The organism is Dyella japonica DSM 16301 (genome assembly GCF_001010355.1).
In the GTDB taxonomy this organism is placed as follows: Bacteria; Pseudomonadota; Gammaproteobacteria; order Xanthomonadales; family Rhodanobacteraceae; genus Dyella; species Dyella japonica.
Genome location: NZ_JPLA01000009.1, coordinates 56,131 through 80,565 on the forward strand (window position 1 = coordinate 56,131; position 24,435 = coordinate 80,565).

General features: G+C 65.2%; 26 protein-coding genes. 13 read left to right on the forward strand and 13 right to left on the reverse strand.

Annotated elements, in window-relative coordinates; genetic code table 11:
• Window positions 1-78: 78 nt before the first annotated feature.
• Window positions 79-621, forward strand: a complete 543-nt coding sequence (locus tag Y882_RS03780; protein ID WP_052949663.1) for a lipocalin-like domain-containing protein — start codon at window positions 79-81, stop codon at window positions 619-621.
• Between the two features lie 25 nt (window positions 622-646).
• Here the strand turns inward: Y882_RS03780 and Y882_RS03785 are convergent, their stop codons facing one another.
• Window positions 647-2,248 carry an MFS transporter gene (locus Y882_RS03785; protein ID WP_046970552.1) on the reverse strand — a complete coding sequence of 534 codons (1,602 nt, stop codon included), beginning with the start codon at window positions 2,246-2,248 and terminating at the stop codon, window positions 647-649.
• Window positions 2,249-2,442: 194 nt separating this feature from the next.
• On the opposite strand from Y882_RS03785, the gene Y882_RS03790 reads away from it, so the two are divergent.
• Together Y882_RS03790 and Y882_RS03795 are read left to right on the forward strand one after the other, a co-directional pair.
• On the forward strand, window positions 2,443-2,829 hold the full coding sequence (locus Y882_RS03790; RefSeq protein ID WP_211259111.1) for a nuclear transport factor 2 family protein: 387 nt from the start codon (window positions 2,443-2,445) through the stop codon (window positions 2,827-2,829).
• A 163-nt stretch (window positions 2,830-2,992) separates the two neighbouring features.
• Window positions 2,993-3,403 carry a VOC family protein gene (locus Y882_RS03795; protein WP_046970553.1) on the forward strand — a complete coding sequence of 137 codons (411 nt, stop codon included), beginning with the start codon at window positions 2,993-2,995 and terminating at the stop codon, window positions 3,401-3,403.
• Window positions 3,404-3,447: 44 nt separating this feature from the next.
• Here Y882_RS03795 and Y882_RS03800 read toward each other — a convergent pair whose 3' ends face one another.
• Window positions 3,448-4,158, reverse strand: coding sequence for a DUF899 family protein (locus Y882_RS03800; protein WP_046970554.1), 711 nt, complete (start codon window positions 4,156-4,158; stop codon window positions 3,448-3,450).
• Window positions 4,159-4,391: 233 nt separating this feature from the next.
• Here Y882_RS03800 and Y882_RS03805 point away from each other — a divergent pair, with 233 nt between their 5' ends.
• Window positions 4,392-4,844, forward strand: coding sequence for a GyrI-like domain-containing protein (locus Y882_RS03805; RefSeq protein WP_046970555.1), 453 nt, complete (start codon window positions 4,392-4,394; stop codon window positions 4,842-4,844).
• Window positions 4,845-4,848: 4 nt separating this feature from the next.
• Here Y882_RS03805 and Y882_RS03810 read toward each other — a convergent pair whose 3' ends face one another.
• Entirely contained in the window at window positions 4,849-5,469 is a 621-nt protein-coding gene (locus tag Y882_RS03810) for a hypothetical protein (RefSeq protein WP_046970556.1), read from the reverse strand.
• Window positions 5,470-5,781: 312 nt separating this feature from the next.
• Here Y882_RS03810 and Y882_RS03815 point away from each other — a divergent pair, with 312 nt between their 5' ends.
• Window positions 5,782-8,088, forward strand: a complete 2,307-nt coding sequence (locus Y882_RS03815) for a transferrin receptor-like dimerization domain-containing protein (protein WP_046970557.1) — start codon at window positions 5,782-5,784, stop codon at window positions 8,086-8,088.
• 86 nt (window positions 8,089-8,174) lie between these two features.
• On the opposite strand, the gene Y882_RS03820 is transcribed toward Y882_RS03815, so the two are convergent.
• Both Y882_RS03820 and Y882_RS03825 read right to left on the reverse strand, forming a co-directional pair.
• Window positions 8,175-8,459 (reverse strand): GIY-YIG nuclease family protein, encoded by a 285-nt coding sequence (locus Y882_RS03820; protein ID WP_046970558.1) that lies wholly within the window; start codon window positions 8,457-8,459, stop codon window positions 8,175-8,177.
• Between the two features lie 146 nt (window positions 8,460-8,605).
• Window positions 8,606-9,061: a hypothetical protein gene (locus Y882_RS03825; RefSeq protein ID WP_046970559.1), complete on the reverse strand. Its 456-nt coding sequence runs from the start codon at window positions 9,059-9,061 to the stop codon at window positions 8,606-8,608.
• A gap of 117 nt (window positions 9,062-9,178) precedes the next feature.
• Between Y882_RS03825 and Y882_RS03830 the strand changes: the two genes are divergently transcribed.
• On the forward strand, window positions 9,179-9,838 hold the full coding sequence (locus tag Y882_RS03830; RefSeq protein WP_052949665.1) for a 2'-5' RNA ligase family protein: 660 nt from the start codon (window positions 9,179-9,181) through the stop codon (window positions 9,836-9,838).
• Between the two features lie 53 nt (window positions 9,839-9,891).
• Here the strand turns inward: Y882_RS03830 and Y882_RS03835 are convergent, their stop codons facing one another.
• The 3 genes from Y882_RS03835 to Y882_RS03845 all read right to left on the reverse strand — a co-directional run bounded on the left by Y882_RS03835 (window position 9,892) and on the right by Y882_RS03845 (window position 11,432).
• A complete protein-coding gene (locus Y882_RS03835; RefSeq protein WP_046970560.1) occupies window positions 9,892-10,449 on the reverse strand; it encodes a Spy/CpxP family protein refolding chaperone in 558 nt (185 codons plus the stop codon).
• Window positions 10,450-10,486: 37 nt separating this feature from the next.
• On the reverse strand, window positions 10,487-10,837 hold the full coding sequence (locus tag Y882_RS03840) for a hypothetical protein (protein WP_046970561.1): 351 nt from the start codon (window positions 10,835-10,837) through the stop codon (window positions 10,487-10,489).
• A gap of 193 nt (window positions 10,838-11,030) precedes the next feature.
• On the reverse strand, window positions 11,031-11,432 hold the full coding sequence (locus tag Y882_RS03845) for an ExbD/TolR family protein (RefSeq protein WP_046970562.1): 402 nt from the start codon (window positions 11,430-11,432) through the stop codon (window positions 11,031-11,033).
• Window positions 11,433-11,582: 150 nt separating this feature from the next.
• Here Y882_RS03845 and thpR point away from each other — a divergent pair, with 150 nt between their 5' ends.
• From thpR to Y882_RS03865, 4 genes are all read left to right on the forward strand, one after another.
• Window positions 11,583-12,182 carry an RNA 2',3'-cyclic phosphodiesterase gene (gene thpR / locus Y882_RS03850; RefSeq protein WP_046970563.1) on the forward strand — a complete coding sequence of 200 codons (600 nt, stop codon included), beginning with the start codon at window positions 11,583-11,585 and terminating at the stop codon, window positions 12,180-12,182.
• A gap of 87 nt (window positions 12,183-12,269) precedes the next feature.
• Complete coding sequence (locus tag Y882_RS03855) at window positions 12,270-13,667, forward strand: M20/M25/M40 family metallo-hydrolase (protein ID WP_046970564.1); 1,398 nt, start codon at window positions 12,270-12,272, stop codon at window positions 13,665-13,667.
• A 95-nt stretch (window positions 13,668-13,762) separates the two neighbouring features.
• Entirely contained in the window at window positions 13,763-14,530 is a 768-nt protein-coding gene (locus tag Y882_RS03860) for a class I SAM-dependent methyltransferase (protein WP_046970565.1), read from the forward strand.
• Between the two features lie 4 nt (window positions 14,531-14,534).
• A complete protein-coding gene (locus Y882_RS03865; RefSeq protein WP_244466207.1) occupies window positions 14,535-14,747 on the forward strand; it encodes an oxidoreductase-like domain-containing protein in 213 nt (70 codons plus the stop codon).
• A gap of 149 nt (window positions 14,748-14,896) precedes the next feature.
• On the opposite strand, the gene Y882_RS03870 is transcribed toward Y882_RS03865, so the two are convergent.
• Window positions 14,897-15,979 carry a linear amide C-N hydrolase gene (locus Y882_RS03870; RefSeq protein WP_046970566.1) on the reverse strand — a complete coding sequence of 361 codons (1,083 nt, stop codon included), beginning with the start codon at window positions 15,977-15,979 and terminating at the stop codon, window positions 14,897-14,899.
• Between the two features lie 212 nt (window positions 15,980-16,191).
• On the opposite strand from Y882_RS03870, the gene Y882_RS03875 reads away from it, so the two are divergent.
• From Y882_RS03875 to Y882_RS03885, 3 genes are all read left to right on the forward strand, one after another.
• On the forward strand, window positions 16,192-17,004 hold the full coding sequence (locus tag Y882_RS03875) for a creatininase family protein (RefSeq protein WP_046970567.1): 813 nt from the start codon (window positions 16,192-16,194) through the stop codon (window positions 17,002-17,004).
• 33 nt (window positions 17,005-17,037) lie between these two features.
• Entirely contained in the window at window positions 17,038-18,213 is a 1,176-nt protein-coding gene (locus tag Y882_RS03880; RefSeq protein ID WP_046970568.1) for a YncE family protein, read from the forward strand.
• 474 nt (window positions 18,214-18,687) lie between these two features.
• Complete coding sequence (locus tag Y882_RS03885) at window positions 18,688-19,680, forward strand: LLM class flavin-dependent oxidoreductase (protein ID WP_046970569.1); 993 nt, start codon at window positions 18,688-18,690, stop codon at window positions 19,678-19,680.
• A 12-nt stretch (window positions 19,681-19,692) separates the two neighbouring features.
• Here the strand turns inward: Y882_RS03885 and Y882_RS03890 are convergent, their stop codons facing one another.
• The 4 genes from Y882_RS03890 to Y882_RS03905 all read right to left on the reverse strand — a co-directional run bounded on the left by Y882_RS03890 (window position 19,693) and on the right by Y882_RS03905 (window position 24,370).
• The gene (locus Y882_RS03890) at window positions 19,693-20,634 is read right to left on the reverse strand and encodes an HDOD domain-containing protein (RefSeq protein ID WP_244466209.1); all 942 of its coding nucleotides are present in this window, start codon (window positions 20,632-20,634) and stop codon (window positions 19,693-19,695) included.
• A 188-nt stretch (window positions 20,635-20,822) separates the two neighbouring features.
• A complete protein-coding gene (locus Y882_RS03895; protein WP_046970621.1) occupies window positions 20,823-22,082 on the reverse strand; it encodes a TIGR03862 family flavoprotein in 1,260 nt (419 codons plus the stop codon).
• A gap of 144 nt (window positions 22,083-22,226) precedes the next feature.
• Entirely contained in the window at window positions 22,227-22,976 is a 750-nt protein-coding gene (locus Y882_RS03900; protein ID WP_046970570.1) for a slipin family protein, read from the reverse strand.
• Between the two features lie 23 nt (window positions 22,977-22,999).
• Window positions 23,000-24,370, reverse strand: coding sequence for an NfeD family protein (locus Y882_RS03905; RefSeq protein ID WP_244466211.1), 1,371 nt, complete (start codon window positions 24,368-24,370; stop codon window positions 23,000-23,002).
• Window positions 24,371-24,435 lie beyond the last annotated feature (65 nt).

A 24,435-nucleotide genomic window follows, 5' to 3' on the forward strand; every position in this document is an offset into this window, starting at 1 on the left:
CAATAAAGATACGGACCCATTATCAAAATCAGGCGGACGGGGGACGATCCGGGTCACCCCCATACCCCAGGTGCCGCCATGTCACACGCCAAACGCCCCCTGCTGATCGCCTGCCTCGCCCTGGCGATCGCCTCGCCGTTCGCGGCTGCCGCCCAGGAGGCCATGCCGCAGCACGCGGACACGATGGCCGTGCCCAAGCAACTGGTCGGCGCCTGGACGCTGGTACGTTGCGACAACGTCTACCCGGATGGCCATCGGGTGGAACTGTACGGGCCGCATCCGGAGGGCATGTGGCTGATCAATGCACAGGGCGACTACATGATGCAGATCGTGCGGGCCAAACGCATGCCGTTCGCGGCGAACGACAAATCCAAGGGCACGGCGGACGAGTACCGCGCCGCATCGATGGACAGCAACGCCCACTACGGCCACGTGAGCGGTGATGCCAACGCGATGCACAGCGTGATCGCGCATGCCTCATTCCCGAACTGGGACGGCCGGAGCGGCGACTCGAAATACACCATCAACGGCGACGAGCTGACCTATACCGTGGCCAAGCCATCCAGCGGCGCCGCCGAAGGTGCCCATGGCGAGGTGGTGTGGCGGCGCGTGCATGACTGAGCACGCCGTTCGATAACCTTGAGGCTTACGCCGCCGGATTGGCCGCTTTAGGCACCGCTGCCTTGCCTTCGATCAACATCCAGGCGCTGATCGCGCTAAGCAAGGCCAGTCCCGCAGAAATCAGCATCACCCAGCGGAAGCCGGCGACAAAGGACACGTCCACGGCGTGCTTGAGCGCCGCCGTGGTCGCTGGCGGATAGCCGTTGGGCAGCACGATGCCGGCGAGTTTCTGGCGTTGCGCCACGACGGCGTCAACCAGTTCCGCCGGCGCGTGCAGACTGGCCAGTTCGTCGTTGAGCGTCGCATTGAAAACCAGCGTCAGCACGAAGCCGAACAGCGCTACCGCTAGCAGGGCGGCAGTACGCGACACCGCATTGTTGATACCCGATGCGGTGCCCGCGCGATCCTTGCCCACGGCGTTCATCACCGTCGTGGTCAAGGGCGCCACCGTGATGCTCATGCCCAGCCCGAGCACGCAGACGGCCGGGAAGAAACTCGTCCAGTAGTCGCCCTGGACGGAAGGCAGCGCAAACATGGCGAAACCCACGGCAGCCACGCAAGGTCCCGTCACCAGTGGAAGCTTGGAGCCAAAGCGGTCCACCAAGGTCCCCGCCCAGCGCGACAACAGGAACATGATCGCGATAAACGGCAGCAAGGCCGCGCCCGCCACCGTAGCGCTGTAGCCCTGCACCTGGATCAGGTTCAGTGGCAGAAAGAACAGGCTGCCGCCCAAGGAGGCATACAGCAGCAGCGTGAGCAGGTTGGCGCCGGCAAAATCACGCTCGCGGAATAGCGCCATCGGCAGCATGGGCGATGCCGACGCTGCCTCCACGCGCTTGAACAGCAGCAGCGCGAGGATGCCAACCACCAGCGACATCCAGATCGGCGCCGCCGTCCATCCGCGCATCGGTGCCTCGATAAAGGCGAACACCAGGCCGGCCAGGCCGATCGTCACCAGGCTGGCGCCGCGCACATCGATGGGACCCACCTCCAGGCCGCCCTTGCTCTCCGGCACTTTCGTTGCGCAGATCGCCAACAGGATGACGCCCAGCGGCGCATTGACCAGGAAGGCCCATATCCAGGAATAGTGATCGACCAGAAAGCCGCCGATCACTGGCCCGATCGCCGCCGTGATGCCACTGAAAGCCGACCACGTGCCGATGGCGGCGCCGCGTTCGGATTGCGGAAAGCTCGCGCTGATCAAGGCCAGGCTGCCAGGCACCAGCAGGGCCGCGCCGATGCCCTGCACAGCGCGCGCGGCGATCAACGGAGCGACCGCGTTCGACAGCGAACAGGCCACCGAGGCCAGCGTAAACAGCGCCGTGCCAAGCATGAAGATGCGCTTGCGCCCGAAGCGATCGCCCAGCACGCCGCCCACCAGCAGCAACGCGGCGAGAAACAGCGCATAGGACTCCATCACCCATTGCGCATCGGCCGTCGTCGCGCCCAGGTCCCGCTGGATAGCCGGGAGCGCAACATTGACCACGGTGCCGTCGATGAAGGCGAGGCTGGAGCCGACGATCGCGGCCACCAGCGTCCAGTGCCGCGATGGCGCCGAACAAGGCCGTGCCGGCGCACCGTTGAGGATGATGCCGTCGTCGCAGGGAGGCTTTCCGATCTGGCTCATCGTACCCACCGGAATTTTGATTCGACGGAGCTTACTCCGCTGCCGGTGCCGTCGCGTTGGCAGCACTTGAATGGCAGGCCACGCGAGTGCACGCTGCCCGCTGTTTGAAGAGACGCGCGTCGCGTGCACTCTTCACTCAGGCGTCACGGCGCGACTTGGTGCCGGTGTGGCACACATGCCATCGCGGGAGGCCGATGATGGAAACGCAAAGCATTCGGACGGCGATCGATCAACACTGGTCCGCATCGGCCGCAGGCGATCTCGACGCCGAGCACGCCATTTATCACGACGACGCCGTGTGTGAGTACCCGCAATCGGGCGAAGTGATCCACGGTCGGCGCAACCTGCAGGCACTGCGTGGCCATCATCCCGGCAAGCCATCGGGATTCAAGGTGCGGCGCATCGTGGGCGCGGGCAATCTGTGGGTGAGCGAGTACGAGATCAACTATCAGGGCAAGCGCGCTTTCACCGTGAGCATCATGGAGTTCCGCGACGGCAAAGTGGCGCATGAGGTCCAGTACTTTGCCGATCCGTTCGATGCGCCGGCGTGGCGTGCGCAGTGGGTGGAACGGGAGAGGTGATCGCTCGCATCGATGCGTGTCGATTCCTGAGACGCTCGTTCGTCATGCTTGGGAACACGTGTCCGATCCCGGGCGCGGTTCCATGGATGGTCCAGGGCTATCGCCATCATCGGTGGCGATGGCCTGACCAGGCTCACCGTCCCCACGCAGCAGGAGCAGCCACATGCAGTTCATTCCCTATCTCGATTTCGATGGCCAGGCGCGCGAGGCATTCGATTTCTACGCCAAGGCCTTCAACGGCAAGATCACCATGCGCATGACCTACGGCGAGTCGCCGATGGCCGCGCAAATGCCACCGGAAACGCACGGCCGCGTGATGCATTCGCAGTTGGAAACACCTCACAGCATCCTGATGGGTGCGGACGGTCCGCCGCACACCACGCGCTCGACGGGTTGCGTCAATATCAGCGTCGACGATCCAGCCGAAGCCGAGCGCGTGTTCCAGGCCTTGTCCGAAGGCGGTGAAGTAGGCATGCCCATCGGTGAAACCTTCTGGGCCCATCGCTTCGGCATGCTCACCGATCGCTACGGCAAAGCCTGGATGGTCAATTGCCTGAAGACGCCCGGCCAATAAAGCCACGTCACGGGCCGCCGGCGCAGCGGCCCGTGACGGCATCATCAGCTGCCGTAATCGAGCTTGGGATACCAGTTGCCGCCGCGTCCTTCGGGCACGCAGTCGAGAATCGTCCAGATCGGCATCAGGTCGGGCGCACCGCGCGGGTCCTGGCCGGGGTCGGCGGTTTCGCCCCCCATTTCGCCGGCCCAGAACAGGCGGATATGGCCGTCGCGCCGGGTGAATACGCAGAACGCGGGAATATCGCTGCCGTCGTCGGCGATGGCGCCGTAGTCGCGGCTGAAGTGCCCGTTGGCGTCCGAGTACAGCGGCAGATCCCGCCAGCCGCGTTCCTGCTTGAAGGCGAGCAGGCGTTCGATCGGCGAGCGGGCGATCACGGCCAGCGCCACGCGTTGCTGGATGTCGCGCGCTTCGCCATTCCATGCGCCCAGCAGCGAAGTGCACATCGGGCAGGGGCGCTCGCGCTGCGGGCCGAACATATAGCTGTAGGTCACCAGGGTCTGCTTGTCGCCAAACAGTCCTGCGAAATCGACCGGGCCTTGCTCGCCCACGAACTGGTAGTCGCCCTGTACGTCCGGACCGGGCGGCAGGGCGCGGCGTTGCTCGGCCACACGCTCGATATGGCGGCGCAGTTCGATTTCTTCAGCGAGCAAGGCATCGCGGGCATGGCGGTAGGCCGCGCTTTCGCGGGCGAAGGTCACGCCGTTGCGCTTGACCAGTTCGGCAACGGGGACCAGGGCAGGGACGGCAGTCATGGCGGATAACCTCGGGCAGGCAGCGAAGGGCGGGCGCAACGCATCCCTGGCCGGGGACGGCGAAGGCTGCGTCTATCTCCATGACGTACGGGCCCGGGCCAGATCGACATCACCCGGAGGCCGGAGACAAAAACGGCCGTGTGATGCAAGTGGCCACTTTCACCCTGTTGTCACAGTCGCCCAGTGCCGTAGGCTGGGGGCTCGTTCAATGCTGCTGCCAGGACGTCGCCGCCATGGATCACCGGATTGTGTCGTTGCCTGCTTTCACGGTCGTCGGGCTGGAACACATCGCCCGCAGCCCCAACGGGATCGGGCCCTTGTGGGAACGCTTCCTGCCGCGGGAGCACGAGCTGGGGCAGCGCACGGAGCCTGGCGTGTCCTACGGCGTATGCGCGCCGCTGCCCGACGGCATGCTGCGCTACGTGGCAGGCCTGCCGGTGGCCGATGACGCGGCCGTGCCCGAAGGCATGGTGAAGTTCCAGGTGCCGGCGCAGAAGTACGGGGTGTTCACCCATCGCGGCGTGGCTACGCGCATCGGCGAAAGTTTCCAGACCATTCACACCCGCCTGCTGCCCAAGCTGGGCCTCAAGGCGCATGCCGGCGTGGAATTCGAACGCTACGACGAGCGGTTCGTCGCGCCGGACGATCCGGGCTCCGAGACGGATCTGTACATCCCCGTGGAATAAACGCTCAGGCGGCCAGCTGGCTGCGCGGAAACGACGCGAAGGCCTCGTTGAGCGTGGCGCTGATCAGGCGGGCCAGCTCGGCGTAGCGGTCGGCGCGCGGTGTGCGGGCGCGCTTGGGGGCATCTTCCAGAAGGTCGACCCAACCCTGGGTGGTGGCATCAGCTCCGTTGGCGAACAGGCAGGCGCGCGGTGCATCGAGAAACACGCGCATTTCCACCCGCATGCAGGCAGTCAGCGGCATCGAGCCATCGGGTTCGATCAGGATCGACAGCGTGCGGTTGCCGCGGCGGCGCAGCATGCGCAGGCACTCTTCGAGTTCGATCACCACGTGGTGGCCTTCGGGCAACTGCAGCTCGCCGTAGAACACGGCTTCCATCTCGGCGACGGCCTTGCGCACTTCATTCTCGATGCGGCCCAGGAAGCCCACGCGCAGCTCGTGCCGCGTGTAGTGGATGGGCATGGTGGAGACCTGCACCTCGTTCTTGCGCACCAGGGTTGAATGGTTGATGCGCGTGAAGCTCAGGCCCGCCGCCTCGTAGCTTTGCTTGGCGTTGGCGCCGCTGATGCCGGCGAAGGCCGCCCAGGCGGCTTTGAGATACGGGATGTTGGGCGCGGTCTGCAGCATACGTGTCCCGCCAAGGGAGGAGGTTGAGGTCACGCCGTTGCCCGGGTGACACGAGGTTTATCGGCGCCAGTTCGCCAAACTTCAGTGACCTGGCGGTCCGGGGGGATCCGGCCTGGTCGGCGAGGTGAGCGCCAAGTCACTTTCCGGCGCCTGCCCATGACCACTCGTGGCAAGACGCGCCGCAGGGGGCATGACCTTTGTCCTAGAGGGTTGTCCACGGCCACAAGGTATAAGTGCCATGACAGCATCGAACCTCGTCGCGGCGAGAGAGCGCCGCGTACTTATCTGTGCCACCGCTGGGGAGAGAAACGCATGACCCGTTTGACGCTACGGCCGTTGTTGACGGCCTGCCTGCTGGCCTGCATGGGCAGCACCCTGGCCGCCGATGGCCCTGGCCACGCAGACACCGGCCTGTTGGGCTTCACCAGCCAAGGCGCCGCGGCCCAGAAGAGTCTGGAGCAGCGCTTCGATGCCTTGCTCGATCCGGCCGACCAGCGCGAGTGGCTCAAGCAGATGTCCTCGGCGCCTAATCAGGTGGGTTCGCCGCACGACAAGGCCAATGCGGAATTCATGCTGGCCAAGTTCAAGGAGTGGGGCTGGGACGCCCACATCGAAACCTTCAACGTGCTCTATCCCACGCCCAAGAAGGTGGCGCTGGAACTGAAGGGCCCGCACCCTTACACCGCCAAGCTGCACGAGCCGGCGGTGGCGGGCGATGCCACCTCCGGCATCAAGGACGGTGTGCTGCCGCCTTACAACGTGTACGGCGGCGACGGCGATGTGAGCGCGCCGCTGGTCTATGTGAACTACGGCATGCCCGACGATTACAAGGACCTCGCCCGTCGCGGCATCGACGTGCGCGGCAAGATCGTCATCGCGCGCTACGGCGCCGGCTGGCGCGGCCTCAAGCCCAAGCTGGCGCAGGAACACGGCGCCGTGGGCTGCCTGATCTATTCCGATCCGCATGAAGACGGCTATGCGGCAGGCGACACCTATCCGCAGGGCGGCTGGCGTCCGGAAGATGGCGTGCAGCGCGGCTCGGTCGCCGACATGCAGCAGTATCCCGGCGATCCGCTCACCCCCGGCATCGGATCGACCGACAGTGCCAAGCGTCTGTCGCTGAGCGAAGCGAAGACCATCCTCAAGATTCCGGTGCTGCCGATTTCCTATGCCGACGCCACGCCGCTGCTCAAATCGCTGAGCGGCCCGGTGGCGCCGGGCGGATGGCGCGGCTCGCTGCCGATCACGTATCACATGGGGCCGAGTACGGCGCCGGTGCATTTGACGGTGCAGTCCGATTGGGGCCAGAAGCCCGTGTACGACGTCATCGCGACGCTCAAGGGTTCCACCGAACCCGATCGCTGGATCGTGCGCGGCAATCATCACGATGGCTGGGTGTTCGGCGCCTGGGATCCGCTGGCAGGCAATGTCGCCCTGCTGGCCGAAGCCAAGGCCATCGGCGCGCTGTACAAGCAGGGCTGGCGCCCGCAGCGCACCCTGGTCTATGCGAGCTGGGATGGTGAAGAAGCCGGCCTGCTCGGTTCCACCGAATGGGCGGAAACGCATGCCGAGGAGTTGCAGCAGAAGGCCGTGCTGTACCTCAACTCCGATACCAACAGTCGCGGCTTTCTCGATGCCGGCGGCAGCCATTCCTACCAGCATCTGGTCAACGAGGTCGCTGCAGGGGTGAGCGATCCGGAGACCAAGGGCAGCGTGCTCGAGCGCATGCGCGCGCACATGATGGTCAGTGGCGCCGCCAAGGACGCCAAGCCCGAAGCCAAGGAAGCCGCCAAGCTCGCCGCGGCCGGCGGCGACTTGCCGATCAGTGCGCTCGGCTCGGGTTCCGACTACAGCGCCTTCCTCGAACACCTGGGCATCGCCTCGCTCGACCTGGGCTTCAGCGGCGAAGAGGACAACGAGGGCGTCTATCACTCGGCGTACGACTCCTTCGATCACTACGTGCGCTTCGGCGATCCGGATTTCCAGTACGGCGTGGCGCTGTCCAAGGTCGCCGGTCATATCGTGCTGCGCACCGCCGACGCCACCGTGTTGCCGATGCGCTTCGACGACTTCAGCGACACGCTCAATCGCTATGTCGAACAGTTGCACCAACTGGTCGCCGATATGCGCAAGGACACCGAGCAGCAACATCAACTGCTCGACAAGCACGCCTACGCACTGGTATCCGATCCCACCCGCCCGCTGCTGGCGCCCGAGCGCGACAGCGATGTGCCCGAGATCAAGCTCGCACCGCTGGACGATGCGGCGCGCAAACTGCGAAAGAGCGCGCAGGCATTTGAAGCCGCCTACAGCCAACGCGAAGCGGCTGGCTTCAACCTGCCCGCTGCCCAACAGCAGCAGGTCAATGCGCTGATGGGACAGATGGAGCAGTCGCTGACCAGCGCGGCCGGTTTGCCGGCGCGTCCCTGGTTCCGCCACATGATCTACGCGCCGGGCATGCTGACCGGCTATGGCGTGAAGACGGTGCCGGGCGTGCGCGAGGCGATCGAGGGGCGTCGCTGGGAGGAGGCCAACCAGTATGCCCAGACCACGGCCAAGACGCTGGATGGCTATCGCCAACAGCTGGACAAGATCACCGCGATGCTGAAGAAGTCGTAACCCTCCCCATGTAGGAGCGCACCCTGTGCGCGACCACCCGGCAATGCGGCCACCCTCTGGGTGGCGGTCGCGCACAGGGTGCGCTCCTACAAGGATGGAGCGGCAGCTGCGGCATCCAGATAGCCAATCTTCTTGTGCTTGGGCAGCTGCTTGATTTCCCATTCCGCACGCGACGCCGCCGCTCGATTTTCATAGGCACGCGAACCGATCAGGCGCAGGGGAGGGTGCGAACGCGTATAGCGCGCGCCCTTGCCGCTTACATGCGCCTGGTAGCGCGCCTCAAGATCGTTGGTGATGCCAGCGTAGTAGCTGCCGTCGCGGCATTCGATCAGATAGAGGCACCATGCGTACGTGTCGGTTGCGTCGGGCATCTTTTGAATCGGGCGTAGGGTGGTACTAGTGTGCCATCCCCACCTCTGTAGGAGCGCACTTGTGCGCGACCACACGCTGCCGGTGCCGCTGGAAGATGTGACGCTGCGGTCGCGCACAAGTGCGCTCCTACAGGCGTGTCGCTTAGTCAGGCCGCCAATTCGCGTCGGGCGAACAAGGCGATGATCCAGCCGAACAGCAGCATGGCCGCCAGGTTGGCCACGAAGCTGAAGACGCTGAAGTGCGGCACCTTGTGCAAGGCCGACAAGGGCACGACCACGTAATTCATCACCGCGAAGATCACCACGCCGTAGGCCACGCCCCAAACAGGCCACTGCCGTGTAGCGGCCACGCGTCGACCCACCAGCAACACGAACACGGCGGCGATGATCAAGGACATGGCCCACTGCAACAGCATGCCCAATGCCGCCTCGGTCGGACCGCCCGCGAGAGCACCTTTGCCGAGCAGGCCGGCGGCGATGTATTTGAGGATCACCACGGGGCTGTAGCCACTGATGAGCGAGGCGGCGCCGATATCCAGCGTACCGGCGACCAGGCCACCCCAGAGGATGGCAGCGAGCAGGGAAGGACGCGAGCGAGTCATGCTGTTCTCCGTGGCGTCGGGCGGTGCCACTGTAATCGCATACGGGGCGGCGGGCGACATGACTCTTCGCAGGGTGGCCGGCCACCACCGGCCCGCGGAAATCGTTAGCATCGGCGCATGTTGTTTTCCGATGCCACCGCAGGACCTGCCCAGACCCAGGTTGCCGATTTGCGCGAGTACCCGGAGTGGCACTGCGGGCGCGAGCGATACGGCGTCTGGATCGTTCCAGTGCTTGATCCTGAGCTGCTCGAATACATCAGGGTCGCCCGTGACCATCTGGCCGACTTGCTGCATCCCAGCCCGCGTCGACAGCCGCACCTGACCGTGTTCGTCTGCGGCTTTCATGGCGAGGGAGGGCGGGACGACGACTTTCCGTTGGAACGCCTGGAACAGCAGGTGGCGTTGCTGAAGGCAGGCGCGGGTCCGGCCTGCAGCATGCCGCTGGCAGGACTGGACAGCTTTGCCAGCGCCGCCTTCATTCCCGTCGGCGATCCCATGGGGCGGCTGGCTCAGTGGCGGAATGTCTTGGGTGCATGCAGCAGCGAGATCAGGCAGGCACCTTATGTCGCGCACATCACGTTGGGTTTGTATCGGCGCTGCATATCCGCGGCAGAGCTTCGTCAGCGACTGGGAGAGGTCCAAGCACCACCGCCATCACTAAGCGCAAGCGAGCTTCAGTACGTCACCTACGATGCCCGCGATCAGTTGGGGCGATTGGATAGCGTTCGACGCGTCATGCTGGACGCCGCAGCGGAACCAGCTCCCAGCGCGAGCTAAAAAAGCGCGACACGACGGTGATCGTGCCGCGCTTGTTGGATGGAAAAGCAGCATCAGCCGTGCGCGGTCGAAGTGGCACCAGCCGGTGCGCTCTTGCTCGCCTTGCCGCCCTTGTGCGGACCAGTGCCCTTCGGGCCGCCATGAGGATTGCGATACATCGCATCGGCGATCTGTTTCTGCTCGGGCGAGAGCGCGCTATACAGATCGCTGAAGGCCGAGGACAGCTTCTTCATATTGTCCGCATGCGTCTCGGTGAGATCGGCATAGGACTTCATCGCATCGGCGGCGCTCATGGTCGGCAGCTTCTGCGCGCGTTCGCGAAACGCTTCATCGGCCTTGCGTGCGTTGTCGCGCATGGTCTGCGCGAAGGCATCCCATGGCTTGGCCTGCTGGTCGGTGATCTTCAGCTGGGCATGCAGGTCGGCAATGCGCTGCTCGACCGCGTCAGCGTGTTTCTGGCCATGGTCCTGCGCACCCGGCGGCGTGGCTGTGGGCAATTTCTGCGCGGCAGGCGCGGTGGCAGGCGTGGACTGTTGCGCCCATGCCGGCGCGGTCGCCAACGCCAGGGACACCAGCGCCGGCAAGGTCAAACTGCGAAGAGTGGTTTTCATCGTCGGTATTCCCTATGCAGTGAGGGGCGGCAGCGCGCTAGTAGCCATCGTTGTAATAGACGACGCCCGGCGGCGGCGGAGGGGGCGGCGAGGTGTAAACCACCGTCGGCGGCGGCTGCGGCGTGTTGGCGTTGGAAATGGCCACGCCCGCAGCGACGCCGAGCAGGGCGCCAGCGACTACGGCACCGCCGTTGTCGTAATGGTCGTAATGGTCGTGGTGATAGTCGTAGTGGTTGTCGTAATGACCGTGATAGTCATGGTGCTCATAGTGCGGTGGCGGGCCATGGTGATGCTGCGCCAGCACCGGCAACGGCAGCGCCAGCCAGGCCACGGCAAGCGCGGCAGCGGCGAGCTTGTGATGTAGTGCGATGGACGAGTGCTGTTTCATCAACGTTCCCTCCGGCCGTGCGGCGGTGGTGTCGCACGAGAGGAAGCGTAGGTCTGGCCATGTGCACGCCAGCACAATACTGCGCCGCATTTTCATACGACTTTGGCAACGGTTTGCTTTTGTCGCAGCCGCGTGACATTTGCGTTGTCACAGCGGAGGCGAGGACACCGCAGCGTCCTCGCCGGCGTAGACGCTAGCGGGTGGCGACGAAGTCGATCTGCTGCAGGCCTGCGCGCTTGGCCGCGGAGATCACGCTGGCCACGGCCTGGTAGGGCGCACCATCGGCTGGATCCAGCTGCAGCCGCGGCGGTTCACCCTGATGTGCGGCGATGGTCAGTTGCGATGACAGCATGGCGGCATCCACGGGGACATCGTTCCAGTACGTCGAGCCATCCGCGTGGATCGACAAGCGCACGGCTTCGGACGTCACGGCGCGGTCGGTGCGACCTGGCTGCGGCAGGTCGAGTTTCAGTTTGTGGGTGAGTACGGGCGAGGTGATCATGGTGATCACCAGCAAGACCAGCAGCACGTCCACCAAGGGCGTCACGTTGATCTGGGCGAGCGGTGCATCGGAAACACGTGCAGAGAAAGCCATACTTCCTCCTTACAGCGTGAGTGGCATCGATGTGGGACGCCGGACCTGGGGATGGACCGGCGCGACCAGATTACTCCTGCTGGCCCGGTGCTTTGCAAGTAGGGCGGCCGTGTGCGCTATCGTGTGCTGCTTGCCCCACGCCGTACCTGCATGAACCGCTCTTCTTCCCCCGATCGCCAGCCTGATCTGCTGGGCGGCCACACGCCACCGCAAGTCCACCGCCTGTTCTTCGCCCTGATGCCGGACGATGCCGTGGCTCAACGCATCGAGGCGGCTGCCTCGCGCGTGGCTGCCGCGCAGCACCTGCATGCGCGCATGATCCGCGCCTCGCGCTATCACGCCACCCTGCATTTTCTTGGTGATCACCCGCTGTTGCGCGAGGACATCGCCAAGGCAGCAATGGCGGCTGCTGCCAAGGTGCAGGCGCGGCCTTTCGAGCTGGTGCTGGATTCGGCAGCGGCTTTCCATGGCCGCGAACCACCCTGCGTGCTGCGCTGCTCGCAGGTACCCGACGGCCTGCAGCGACTGTGGAATGACCTGCAGCAGACACTGTCGCTGGCTGGCCTGGGGCGACACCTGTCGCGCCAGTTCACGCCCCATGTGACCTTTGCCAATAGCCGGGGCCGACTGCCGGAGCCGATGGCGATCGAGCCGATCCGCTGGCGCGTGGAAGGTTTTTCCCTGCTGCATAGCATCGTCGGTGGCGGCGACTATCGGATCCTGGACGCCTGGCGCTTCCAGGCGCCATAGCCTGCAGGGTCATGGCGCGCCGCAGGATGCCGTGCGGCGGCGTAACACGACATACTCACGGCTCCTTCCGACGCCGGTGAGTTGCCCATGTTCAAACCCTTGCTCGCTACCGTGCTGACCTGTTCGGTCGCGCTTCCCGCCCTGGCCGCCGCGCCGAACGCCAACCAGGCGCAGGCGCGTGACATCTTCAGTCACCTCATCGCGTTCAAGACGGAGATCGGGCAGGGGCAGGTGCCGGTGATGGCGAACTACCTCGCCGACCAGTTCCGCGCGGCCGGTTTCCCCGATGCGGACATCCATATCATCCCGCACGGCGAGACCGCGGCCATGGTGGTGCGCTACCGCGGCAACGGCACCGGCGGCAAGCCGATCGCGCTGATGGCGCACATGGACGTGGTCACCGCCAAGCCGGAAGACTGGCAGCGCGACCCGTTCAAGCTGATCGAAGAGAACGGCTACTTCTACGGACGCGGCACCGAAGACATCAAGAGCGGCGTCACCGTGCTCGCAGCCAACTTCATCCAGTTGAAGAAGGCCGGCTTCGTGCCCACCCGCGACCTCATCATCGTCTACACGGGCGACGAGGAGACCTCGCAGGACACCATGGACGACCTGGTGAAGAACCATCGCGACCTGGTTGACGCGGAATTCGCGCTCAATACCGACGCCGGTGGCGGCGAGCTGGGCGAAGACGGCAAGCCGCTGGTATTCGGCCTGCAGACCGCTGAAAAAGCCTATGCGGATTTCGAACTCACCACGCGCAATGCGGGCGGCCACAGTTCGCTGCCGCGCGCCGACAATGCCATCTATGAGCTGGCGGACGCGCTGAAGAAAGTGCAGGGCTATCAGTTCCCGGTGATGTGGAACGACACCACCATCGCCTCGTTCAAGGCGCTCGGTGCGACCACGCCAGGCAAAGTGGGGCAGGCCATGCGCGACTTCGCCAAGGATCCGCATGACGCCAACGCGGCGAGCGTGCTGGCCGCCGACCCGGCGGAAGTGGGCAAGACGCGCACCACCTGCGTCGCCACCATGCTGCGCGGCGGTCATGCGGACAACGCCCTGCCGCAATCGGCGACCGCCAATATCAACTGCCGCATCTTCCCCGGCGTATCCATCGAGACGGTGCGCAAGACGCTGGCCGATCAGGTGGGTCCGAAGGTGGAGGTCAACCTGATCGGCAAGGCGATTTCCAGCGATGCCTCGCCGCTGCGGCCTGACGTGGTCGCGGCCGTGACCAAGGCGGTGCATGCAATTCGTCCGGGCGTGGCGATCACGCCGGTGCAGGAGTCGGGCGCCACCGACGGCATCTACTTCCGAGCGGCGGGCATCCCGACCTATGGCGTGAACGGCATGTTCATGAAGAACAGCGACGCGTTCGCGCATGGCCTCAACGAGCGCGTGCCGGTGAAGTCGTTCTATGACGATGTGACCTACTGGCATGTACTGCTGACCACCCTGGCGGGTCCGGCCAACAGCAAATAACGCGACCGGGGACCGTGCCGAAACTCCTGCTGCGGTTTATGCTGAGGGGGCGCAAACTAGCGCCCCCAATGCCCAAACTGAAAACGGAGTTCGTCATGCGTCCGACCGTCCTTGCAGTGCTGGTAGCTCTTGCTTTCCCTGTCACCGCGGCGCTGGCGACCCCGCCGGCGCCAGCCGAGGTCCCCTCGTACGTCACCGCCGCGGTCAACGATCCCGCGCGCAAGGACGATACCGTCAACGATGAGCGCCGCAAGATCGCCGATCTGATGGCCTTTGCCGAGGTCAAGCCGGGCCAGTCGGTGGTGGACCTGATCCCAGGCAGCGGCTACTTCACACGCGTGTTCAGCGGCATCGTGGGCCCCCAGGGCAAGGTGTTCGCCGTGTGGCCGAACGAATACGGCAAAGAGGCGCAGTCGGACGTGCAGGCCTCCAAGGCGCTGGTGGCCAATCCGCACTACGCCAACGTCGGCGTGCTGATGGTGCCGGCCAATCAGTTCAAGACGCCCGGCAAGGTTGATCTTGTCTTCACGTCGCAGAACTACCACGACTACCCGGACAAGTTCATGGGCAGCGTCGATCCGGTGACCTTCGACAAGCAGGTGTTCGATTCGCTCAAGCCCGGCGGCCTGTTCGTGGTGATCGACCACGTGGCCGAAAGCGGTTCGGGCATGCGCGACACCGACACGCTGCATCGCATCGACCCGGCCATCGTGAAGAAGCAGGTCGAGTCCGTGGGCTTTGTGTTCGACGGCGAAAGCGACGTGCTGCGCAATCCCAAAGACCCACACAACATCAAGGTATTCGACAAGGCGATACGTGGTCATACCGACCAGTTCGTCTATCGTTTCCGCAAGCCCGGATAATCGTTTGACTGAAGCACAGAACACCACGGTGACGGAGGGTGCAGGCGCACCCTCCGACGATCCACCACCCACCCCGCCGCAACGCCCCGACGACGAAGACTGCTGCGGCCAGGGCTGCGTGCCCTGCATCTTCGATTTCTACGACGAAGCCATGGGCAAATACCGCGAGGCGCTGGCGGCGTGGAAAGAGCGGCATCCGCTGCATTCGCCCGATTGATTGCCGCGCCGCTGTGAGGCTGTGTTGTGGGAGCGCACCCTGTGCGCGACTGCCTCAGTCTTGGTCATCCGCCTCGCGACCATCGGCGAGTGAGGATGCCGATAGGTTGCTGTCGCGCACAGGGTGCGCTCCCACAAGGTGGCGGCTTTTCACGGTGCCGGTGCCGGCATGAACTTGAACGACGGCGTCTCCACAAACTGCGCCGACACCTCACCCGCATACACGCGCCCATTCGCCACGGTGAGCTTTTTCACCGGTGCGCCAGGTTTCAGATCGAGCTTGTGCAGATCCACCCAGAACGTGTTGGGCGTGGTGGCCGAATCGAAGTAATAGGTGAGGTTCTTCTGGTCGGCGACGGTGTGCCAGATGGTTGACGACAAATTGGGCTGGTCCGGCGTGGAGATGCCAAGTGGCACGCTCACCGCGCGTTGCACGCTCAACACTTCGGCCACGGCCTGAAACTGGTAGTCCTGGTTCGGCACGCCCTTGATGTAATTCGGATCGGGTTTCTTGGGCACCGCATCGAGCAGAAACGATGCGCGCGCAAACCGGTCCGCCGCGCGGTTGGTGCCCGGCAGGAATTTCAATCCGCCGATGCCTTCCCAGTATTCGTACAAGGCCAGCTGCTTGTCGTAGATCGGCGAATTGGTCATTACTTTGTACTGGCGCCCGTGATGGATCACCAGCTTGCCTTCGATGTACTCGAAGATGGCCGAGTCACCAGTGGCATCGGAGATCGACATGTGGATGGTGAGCGGTTTGCCGTTCGGCAGGGGCGGGGCGATGATCTGGAACGGTTCTTTCGCCAGCACCTTCACGGCGTCGTCCACACTGGCGAAATTGTCGAGGATGTATTGGCCCCACAAGCTGATCGAGAGGTGCGGGCGCTTGGCGCTCGGCTTGCCGAAGTCGGTCTCGGCCAGGTACAGCGCATTCATCACCAGGCCTTTCTCATTCATGCCATCGACGCTGCCGATGTCGTAGCCGGCCGTGATGACACTGCCGTACCGCGAAGTCCACTTCGGCGAATTCGGACCCGCATTGCCGTCGCGCTGGATGCCGGCGGGGAAGATCCACAGGTTGGAACCCATGTCTTCGGACCAGTCCATGTTGCGACCGGTGATCACGGTGTTGTCCTGCCCGACGTAGAGCGTGCGGGTGCAGCCGTAAGACGAAAGCGTGGCGAACGACGCGCACAGCGCGACGGCCAGGGCGATGAGGTGGCGGCGCATGGTAACTCCCCGACGGTTGGAACCGGCTGCGCGCAAAAGACCATGGATGCCATGAAAAACCCGTGTAGCGCCCCCGGGGAGCGACATCTGTGGGAGCGCACCCTGTGCGCGACAAGCCTACGGAGCGATACACCCAGGCGTGACAGTCGCGCACAGGGTGCGCTCCCACAGGTGGGGCTTTACACTGGGCGTCTGCTTTTCAGGACCATCCGATGCCTTTCCCGTCGTTGCGAACCCTTGCCTGCGGGCTGCTGTTGTTGAGCGCCCCCGCCGCCTTCGCCCAGACGCCGCACACCGTGCAGCTCCAGGACCTCACCTGGACCGAAATCCGCGACCAGGTGCAGGCCGGCAAGACCACCATCATCATTCCGATCGGCGGCACCGAGCAGAGCGGCCCGTATATCGCTGTGGGCAAGCACAACGCACGTGCCGCCTTCCTCTCGCAGAAGATCGCCGAACATCTGGGCAACGCGCTGGTGGCGCCGGTGGTGAGCTACGTGCCCGAGGGCGGCACCGCGCCGCCCAGTTCGCATATGCGTTTCCCCGGCACCATCACCATGCCGGACGCCGTGTTCGAGCAGATGCTGGAAGCGGCGGCGCAAAGCTTTGCCGTGCATGGTTTCCGCAACATCGTCCTGCTGGGCGACCACGGCGGCTACCAGAAGGATCTGGAGCGCGTCGCGGCCAAGTTGAACAAGAGCTGGGGCGGCAAGGCGCGCGTCATCGTGCCGCCGGAGTACTACGCCACCTCGTCGGAGGGCTTCAACCAGATCCTTCGCCAGCACGGCATCAAGGATGACGAGATCGGCACGCATGCGGGCCTGGCCGATACCTCGCTGCAGCTGGCCGTGGACCCGCAGATGGTGCGTCTGGGCAAGCTGCAGGACGGCCCCAAGCTGGGCGCCGCCGATGGCGTATACGGCGGCGACCCGCGCCGCTCCGCGGCTGACCTCGGTCAGCTGGGCGTGAATGCTATTGTGGTAAATACCGTCAATGCCTTGCGTCGCGACACGCAAGCGCACTGACCTCCCCGAATCACCCGACCGAAGTTGTGAGCCATGGCCATCGCTAAATCCCTGCGTCACTCCCGTCTGTTCCGCCTCGCACCGTTGGCGCTTGCCGCTGCGTGCCTGGGCGGCACCGCCCTGGCGGCCTCGTCCGTCACCACCGTGCCCGGCATGCCGCCGGTGGTGAACGCCGCCAACATGTACAGCGAGGCCGGGCTCAACCACCTGAGCGCCGCCGTGAAGAACGACCCGGCGCGCATCTACGTGCCCAACCTGCGTTCGAACGACGTCTACGTGATCGATCCGACCACCTACAAGGTGGTGGACAAGTTCAAGGTGGGCGAGGGCCCGCAGCACGTGGTGCCGTCGTGGGATATGCGCACGCTGTGGGTCACCAATAATGCCGAGCGCAAGAAGACCGGCAGCCTCACGCCGATCGACGCGGCCACCGGCAAGCCGGGCATCGCCGTGCCGGTGGATGACCCGTACAACATGTACTTCACGCCGGACGGCAAGGAAGCGATCGTCGTTGCCGAAGCGTTTGCGCGCCTGGATTTCCGCGATGCTCACAGCATGAAGGAACACTCCAGCCTCAGCGCGCCGGACTGCAAGGGCATCAACCACGCCGACTTCGCCATCGACGGCAGCTATGCCATTTTCACCTGCGAGTTCACCGGCAAGCTGGTGAAGATCGACATGGTCAACCGCAAGGTGCTCGGTTACCTCGATCTGTCCAAGAAGGGCATGCCGCAGGACATCCGCTCGTCCCCGGACGGCAAGACCTTCTACGTCGCCGACATGATGGCCGATGGCGTGTACCTGATCGACGGCGCCAGCTTCAAGCAGATCGGTTTCATCAAGACCGGCGTGGGCACGCATGGCCTGTACCCGAGCCGCGACGGCACCAAGCTGTATGTCGCCAACCGCGGCTCCAACAAGGTGCACGGTCCGCGCGGCGGCAAGGGCAGCGTGTCGGTGATCGACTTCGCCACGCAGAAGGTGGTGGCCAACTGGCCGGTCCCCGGCGGCGGCAGCCCGGATATGGGCAACGTGAGCGCCGACGGCAAGACGCTGTGGCTGTCCGGCCGTTTCGATGACGAGGTCTACGCGATCGACACCACCACCGGCCAGATGCGCAAGATCAAGGTGGGCCAGGAGCCGCACGGTCTGGCCGTATGGCCGCAGCCGGGTCGCTACTCGCTGGGCCACACGGGCATCGTGCGCTGAGCAAGAGCGCACCGGCATCGACGTCCGATCCAGCTGCCGTCGTTCAACGGCAGCTGGAGTCGATGGACCTCACGGACGTCGATGTCACGTTCCGCGACTATTCCGAGTCGTTGTTGACCGTTCCGGCCTGAAAAAAAGTCAGGTCCATGCAAGCACTTGCGTGAAACACTGCAAGCTCCCTGTTGTCATCCTGCTGTTATCGCCTTTTCTGAACGCCACTGCTAAATTGTGACGTAGAGCACATTTTGGCATGCGATTCAGGGAGTGGGCATGAAGGGGAAGCAGTGGCTCGAGCGGCTGATGTGCCGTGTGTTCAAGCATCAATGGGCGAGACCGGAACCCGGCCGCCGCGAATGTGAGCGTTGCGGTCGCGTCGAGGAGCGCAACTGGCGGGTCGGCTGAGGGAGTCGGTCTGCATCACTGGCAATTGGGGCCAACGTCCCCACATCGGGGCTTCCCGCATGAGGAAGCCCCATGATTCCGTTCTCCGTCCTCGATCTGGCACCGGTCACCGAAGGCAGCGACACCACCCAGGCCTTTGCCAACACGCTGGATCTGGCCCGCCGCGCCGAGGCGCTTGGCTATCACCGCTATTGGCTGGCCGAGCACCACAACATGCCTGGCATCGCCAGCGCGGCCACCGCCGTGCTGATCGGGCACGTGGCCGGTGGGACCTCGAGCATACGGGTGGGCGCCGGCGGCATCATGTTGCCCAATCATGCACCGCTGCAGGTGGCCGAGCAGTTCGGCACGCTGGCGTCGCTGTATCCGGGGCGCATCGATCTGGGACTGGGGCGTGCACCCGGTACCGACCACGCCACGGCACGGGCGCTGCGCCGCTACTTCGATAGCGCCGAGCAATTCCCGCAGGACGTGGCCGAACTGCTGGCCTATTTCGAGCCGGCAACACCAAACCAGCCCGTGCGCGCCGTGCCCGGCGCCGGCATCGACGTGCCGGTGTGGCTGCTGGGCTCCAGCCTGTTCAGTGCCCGCCTGTCGGCCGCGATGGGTCTGCCGTTCGCGTTTGCCTCGCACTTTGCGCCGGACGCGATGGACGAAGCACTGGCCCTGTATCGCCGCGATTTCCGTCCCTCGGCGCGCCTGGCTGCGCCGTACGCCATGCTCGGCGTCAATATCGTCGCGGCGGAAAGCGACGCACAAGCGAAGCGCTTGTTCACCACCCAGCAGCAGAGCTTCGTCAATCTGCGTCGCGGCAGGCCCGGCCTGATACCGCCGCCGATCGACAATATCGAAGACTTCTGGACGCCTACCGAAAAGTTCGGCGTCGAGCATGCGCTTGCCTGTGCCGTAATCGGCAGCGCCGAGACGGTGAAGCAGGGCATCGAGTCGTTTGTCGAGCGCCATCGTCCCGACGAACTGATGATCACCGCCAACGTGTTCGATCACGAGGCGCGCTGTCGTTCGTACGCGATCGTGGCTGAGGTACGGCAGCGTCTGTTGGGCTGACGAAGGCGCCGGTCAGGCCGGCGCAAAGCTCCTGCGCAGATCCTGCTGGCAACGCGCCAGCAGCTGCGGCGGAAAGGCGGCCACCGGGTCTTCGCTGTAACCGGTCTCGCTGTCGAGCAGGCCTTGTTCGGCGAGGAGCTGGTTCATGGCCAGTCGCTGGGATACGTAGAGCACGCGACTCATCGGCAGCATCAGCGCCGCGTGGCCGTGCTCGCGATGCTCCACCAGCGCTTCCTGCACGGGCGGCGGCAGATCCCAGTGCTGGCCTGCCTGCACGGTGAGTTCGGCGGCGAGCTGCACGCAGCCATCGATGAAGGCGGTGGAGCTGGCGGGCAGCTCGGCGTTCTGCAGTTCCTTGTCTAGCATGCGCGCCACCGCGCCCAGGCCGCTATAGCCGACCAGGGCCACCAGATAGGCTTCGAAAGCGTCGCACTGGCCCTTGCTGAGATACACCGCCGCGTGCGCGCAGCGCTCGGCGTGATCCCACAGACGCTGGCCCACGATCTGCCCGTTGGCGCCGGCGCTGGCCATCAGGATGGGCTTCATCACATAGGACGTCACCACGTGGCGCAAGCCGATCTGGCCCAGCAGTACGACGGCGTGCTGCAGGCTGCCGACCGGATGGGCGGTGCGATAGGTGACGCTGCCGGTGACGCGCATGACTTCGCCCACCAGCACCGGATCGCGTTTGATCAGGTCGGCGAGCTGGGCGCCGCTGAGCTTGTCGTTCTTCATCGCACGCATCAGCTGCGGCAGCACGGTGGGCATGCGCGGCAGGCTGCGTACGTCGAAGCGGCCGTTCTCGCACTGGTCCTTCAGGCGCTGGAGAATGGCCTGTTCGCGCGGCTTGTTGGCGCCGTCGCCGGCGTTGACCGGCAGGTTGAGGATGAAACGGAAGAAGCGCTCGGCCAGTTCGTCGCCCGAAACCAGGCCGTGGGGCAGGGTGGTTTCCACCAGGAGCTCCGGCTCGGGCGCAGCCGGACGCGACGCTGCTGGTTCTGCCGCGCGCTCACGCCCGAATACCCGCCACCAGTTCCCCATCATCGTGCTGCCAGCTCCCCTGTGTGGCCCCCGCTACGCTGGGTGTATCGGCAGCTGGCGGAAAAAATGTAGTGCGACTGTGCCGCGCTGCGACGCTCTGCTCAGTTATCGGCAGCAGGGGGCAAATGCTTGATCCATGCCGCCGCCCCGAGTCCGGCGCGGCGGCCGCTGGCGAAGCAGGCGGTGAGCAGGTAGCCGCCGGTAGGCGCCTCCCAGTCGAGCATTTCGCCGGCGCAGAACACGCCGGGCAGGGCGGCGAGCATCAGCTGCGGGTCCAGCGCTTCCAGCCGCACGCCACCACCGCTGCTGATGGCTTCTTCGATGGGGCGCGCACGCAGCAGTCGCAGCGGCAGGCGCTTGATGGTGCGGGCCAGCGTGTCGATATCGTGGAACTGCTCGCGGTCGAGCACCTCGTGCAGCAGGGCGGCCTTGACGCCGGTAAGCCCCGTGTGGCGTCGCAGGTGGTCGCTCATGGAGTGCTTGCCGCGCGGCTTGGCCAGATCGGCGCGCAGGCGTTCGAACGTGCGATCGGGCGATAGATCCAGTTCGATAGTGGTCGGGCCGTGCGCGGCGATGGCGTCGCGGATCAGAGTGGAATAGGCGTAGATCAGGCTGCCTTCGATGCCGCTGGCGGTGATCACGCATTCGCCCTGGCGCGCGTGTTCGCGGCCATGCTCGTCGCGCAGGTGGATCACCACCGGCTTCAGCGGCGCGCCGGCATGACGGCCAGCGATATGTTCGCTCCAGCCGATGTCGAAGCCGCAGTTGGACGGCACCAGCGGTGATACGTCGACGCCGCGCTCAAGCAGCGGCGCCTGCCAGGCACCATCTGAACCCAGCTCCGGCCAACTGCCGCCGCCCATGGCGAGCACCACTGCATCGGCGCGCACCGCGTGTTCGCCGTCGGGCGTGGCGAAGCGGAGCAAGCCGTCATCCGTCCAGCCCAGCCATCGATGATGCACATGAAAGCGCACGCCATCCTCACGCAGCCGACGTACCCAGCCGCGCAACAGCGGCGCGGCCTTGAGGTCGCTGGGGAACACACGGCCGGACGTGCCAACAAAGGTTTCCACGCCCAGCTGGCGGGCCCAGGCGCGCAAGTCGTCGGCATCGAAGTCCTGCAGCCATGCGCCCACTTCTTGTGCACGCTGGCCGTAACGCTGCACGAAATCCGGCTTGGCTTCGCCATGCGTGAGGTTCATGCCGCCCTTGCCGGCGATGAGGAACTTGCGTCCCACCGAACCCTTGGCATCGAACACATCCACCGCCACGCCCGCTGCATGCGCAGCCTCGGCCGCCATCAGGCCGGCAGGGCCTCCGCCGATGATGGCGAGGCGAACGTGGGTAGGCGTGCTGGACATGGCGTCGCGGTTGGCGGGTGGCCGGGCATTGTACAGCCACACAAGTTCCACCCCTGTGGGAGCGCACCCTGTGCGCGACTGGCCTCGCCTCAGGGCAAGATTGAGTCGCGCACTGGGTGCGCTCCCACAAAAGACGTCATGCGCTTAGCTGTTCGGGCCTAACAACGGCCGCAGCAGATCCAACGGCAACGGAAACACGATGGTCGAAGCCTTGCCGCTATTGGACATGTCCGACATGGTCTGCATGTAGCGCAGCTGCAGCGCCTGCGGTTGCTGCGAAAGCATGGCGGCGGCATCGCGCAGTTTTTCGGCCGCCTGCAATTCACCCTCGGCGTGGATCACCTTGGCGCGGCGTTCGCGCTCCGCCTCCGCCTGGCGGGCGATCGCACGCACCATGGTCTCGTTGAGATCCACATCCTTGATCTCGACATTGCTGACCTTGATGCCCCAGGGATCGGTGGCTTCGTCGAGCACCTGCTGCAGGCTGTGATTGATCGAGTCGCGCTGCGAGAGGATGTCGTCCAGCTCGTGCTGGCCAAGCACCGAGCGCAGCCGTGTCTGCGCCAGCTGGCTGGTGGCCTGGAAGAAATCCGCCACCTGCAGCATCGCCTTGTCCGGTTCCACCACGCGGAAATACACCACCGCGTTGACGCGCACCGAGACGTTGTCGCGGGAGATCACGTCCTGCGGCGGCACATCCATCACGGTGACGCGCAGATCCACCCGCATCATGCGCTGGACGATGGGCACCAGGATCACCAGTCCCGGCCCCTTGGTGCCGGTGTAGCGGCCCAGCGTGAGCACCACGCCACGCTGGTATTCGGGCAGCACCTTGATCGACAGGAACAGCAGGGCCACCACCCAGATCACGATCACGCCGACAAAGCCAAACATGAGCCTCTCCTTTGTTGCTGATGTCAGGCACGGGTGATGCGCAACAGCAAGCCGTCGCGTCCCACCACGCGGATACGTGAGCCGGCCGGCAGCGGCGCGTCGCCATGCACGCGCCACTGCTCGCCGCCGATGCGGGCCCAGCCATCGCCGGCCGCGTCGAGCGGCTGGGTCAATTCGCCGATGCTGAGCAACATCCGTTCATCGCCGTTGAAGGCTCGCGTGTGGCGCGCCCGCGCGACCAGACGCAGCAGCAGCGAGAGCACCACCACGCCCGCCAGCGCCATGCCGGCGATCACGCCCATGTTCACCGCATAGCCCGGCACACCGGCATCGAACAGCATGATCGAGCCGATCACGAAGGCGAGCACGCCGCCGATACCGATGGCGCCCACCGAAGGCATCAAGGCTTCCGCCAGCACCAGGCACACGCCCAGCAGCATCAGCGCAAGTCCGGCGTAGTTCACCGGCAGCAGTTGCAAGGCGTACAAGCCGACCAGCAGGCAGATGGCTCCGGCCACGCCCGGCAACAACACGCCCGGATGGAAGGCTTCCAGCACCAGTCCGTAGATGCCGGCAAGCAGCAGCAGATAGGCGATGGTGGGGTGGGTGACCAAGCCCAGCAGATGCGTGCGCCAGTTCGGCGCGTAGTCGCGCAAGGGCAGGCCGGCAAGATGCAGGGTCACATCCTGGTTGTCGACGCGCACACGGCGACCTTCCAGGCGCGCGAGAAGCGATGAAGCATCGGGCGCCACCAGATCCACCACATGCTTCTGTAGGGCTTCGTCGGCGGTGAGCGTTGCCGCGCCTTGCACGGCCTTGGTCGCCCAGTCGGCATTACGGCCATTGAGCTGCGCCAGCGATCGGATGAAGGCGATGGCGTCGTTGATCACCTTGTTGGATTCCGCATCGGCGCCCGCCGGCGCGGCAGTTTCGGGCGCGGACGCCGCCGGCGCAGGCAGCGGAAGCGTGCCGCCGCCGCCCAGCGACACCGGCGTGGCAGCGCCAAGATGCGTGCCAGGCGCCATCGCGGCGATCGGACAGGCGTAGAGGATATAGGTGCCCGCCGATGCGGCGCGTGCACCGCCGGGTGCAACGTAACCAATCACCGGCAGATGGGAGGCAAGAATGCTGGCGACGATCTGCCTCATCGAATCGGACAGGCCCCCGGGTGTGTCGAGCTGCATCAGCACGGCGGTCGCGCCATCGCGCGTGGCGTGCTCAAGCGAGGTATCGACATATTCCGCTGCGGCCGGGCCGATCGGGCCGTTGAGCTCGATGCGCGCCACGAAACCGTCGGAACGCGTCAAGCCACCGGTGGCATCACCGGCAAGCGTGGTTGAGGCCAGCATCGCGGCACATAGCACACTGGCCGCTGTCTTCAGCCATGGTGTCACGCACGGTCTCCCGTTTGGCGATATCACACTGCGCCAGCGGGTGTTGTCTCGGTGTGAGGTAAGCG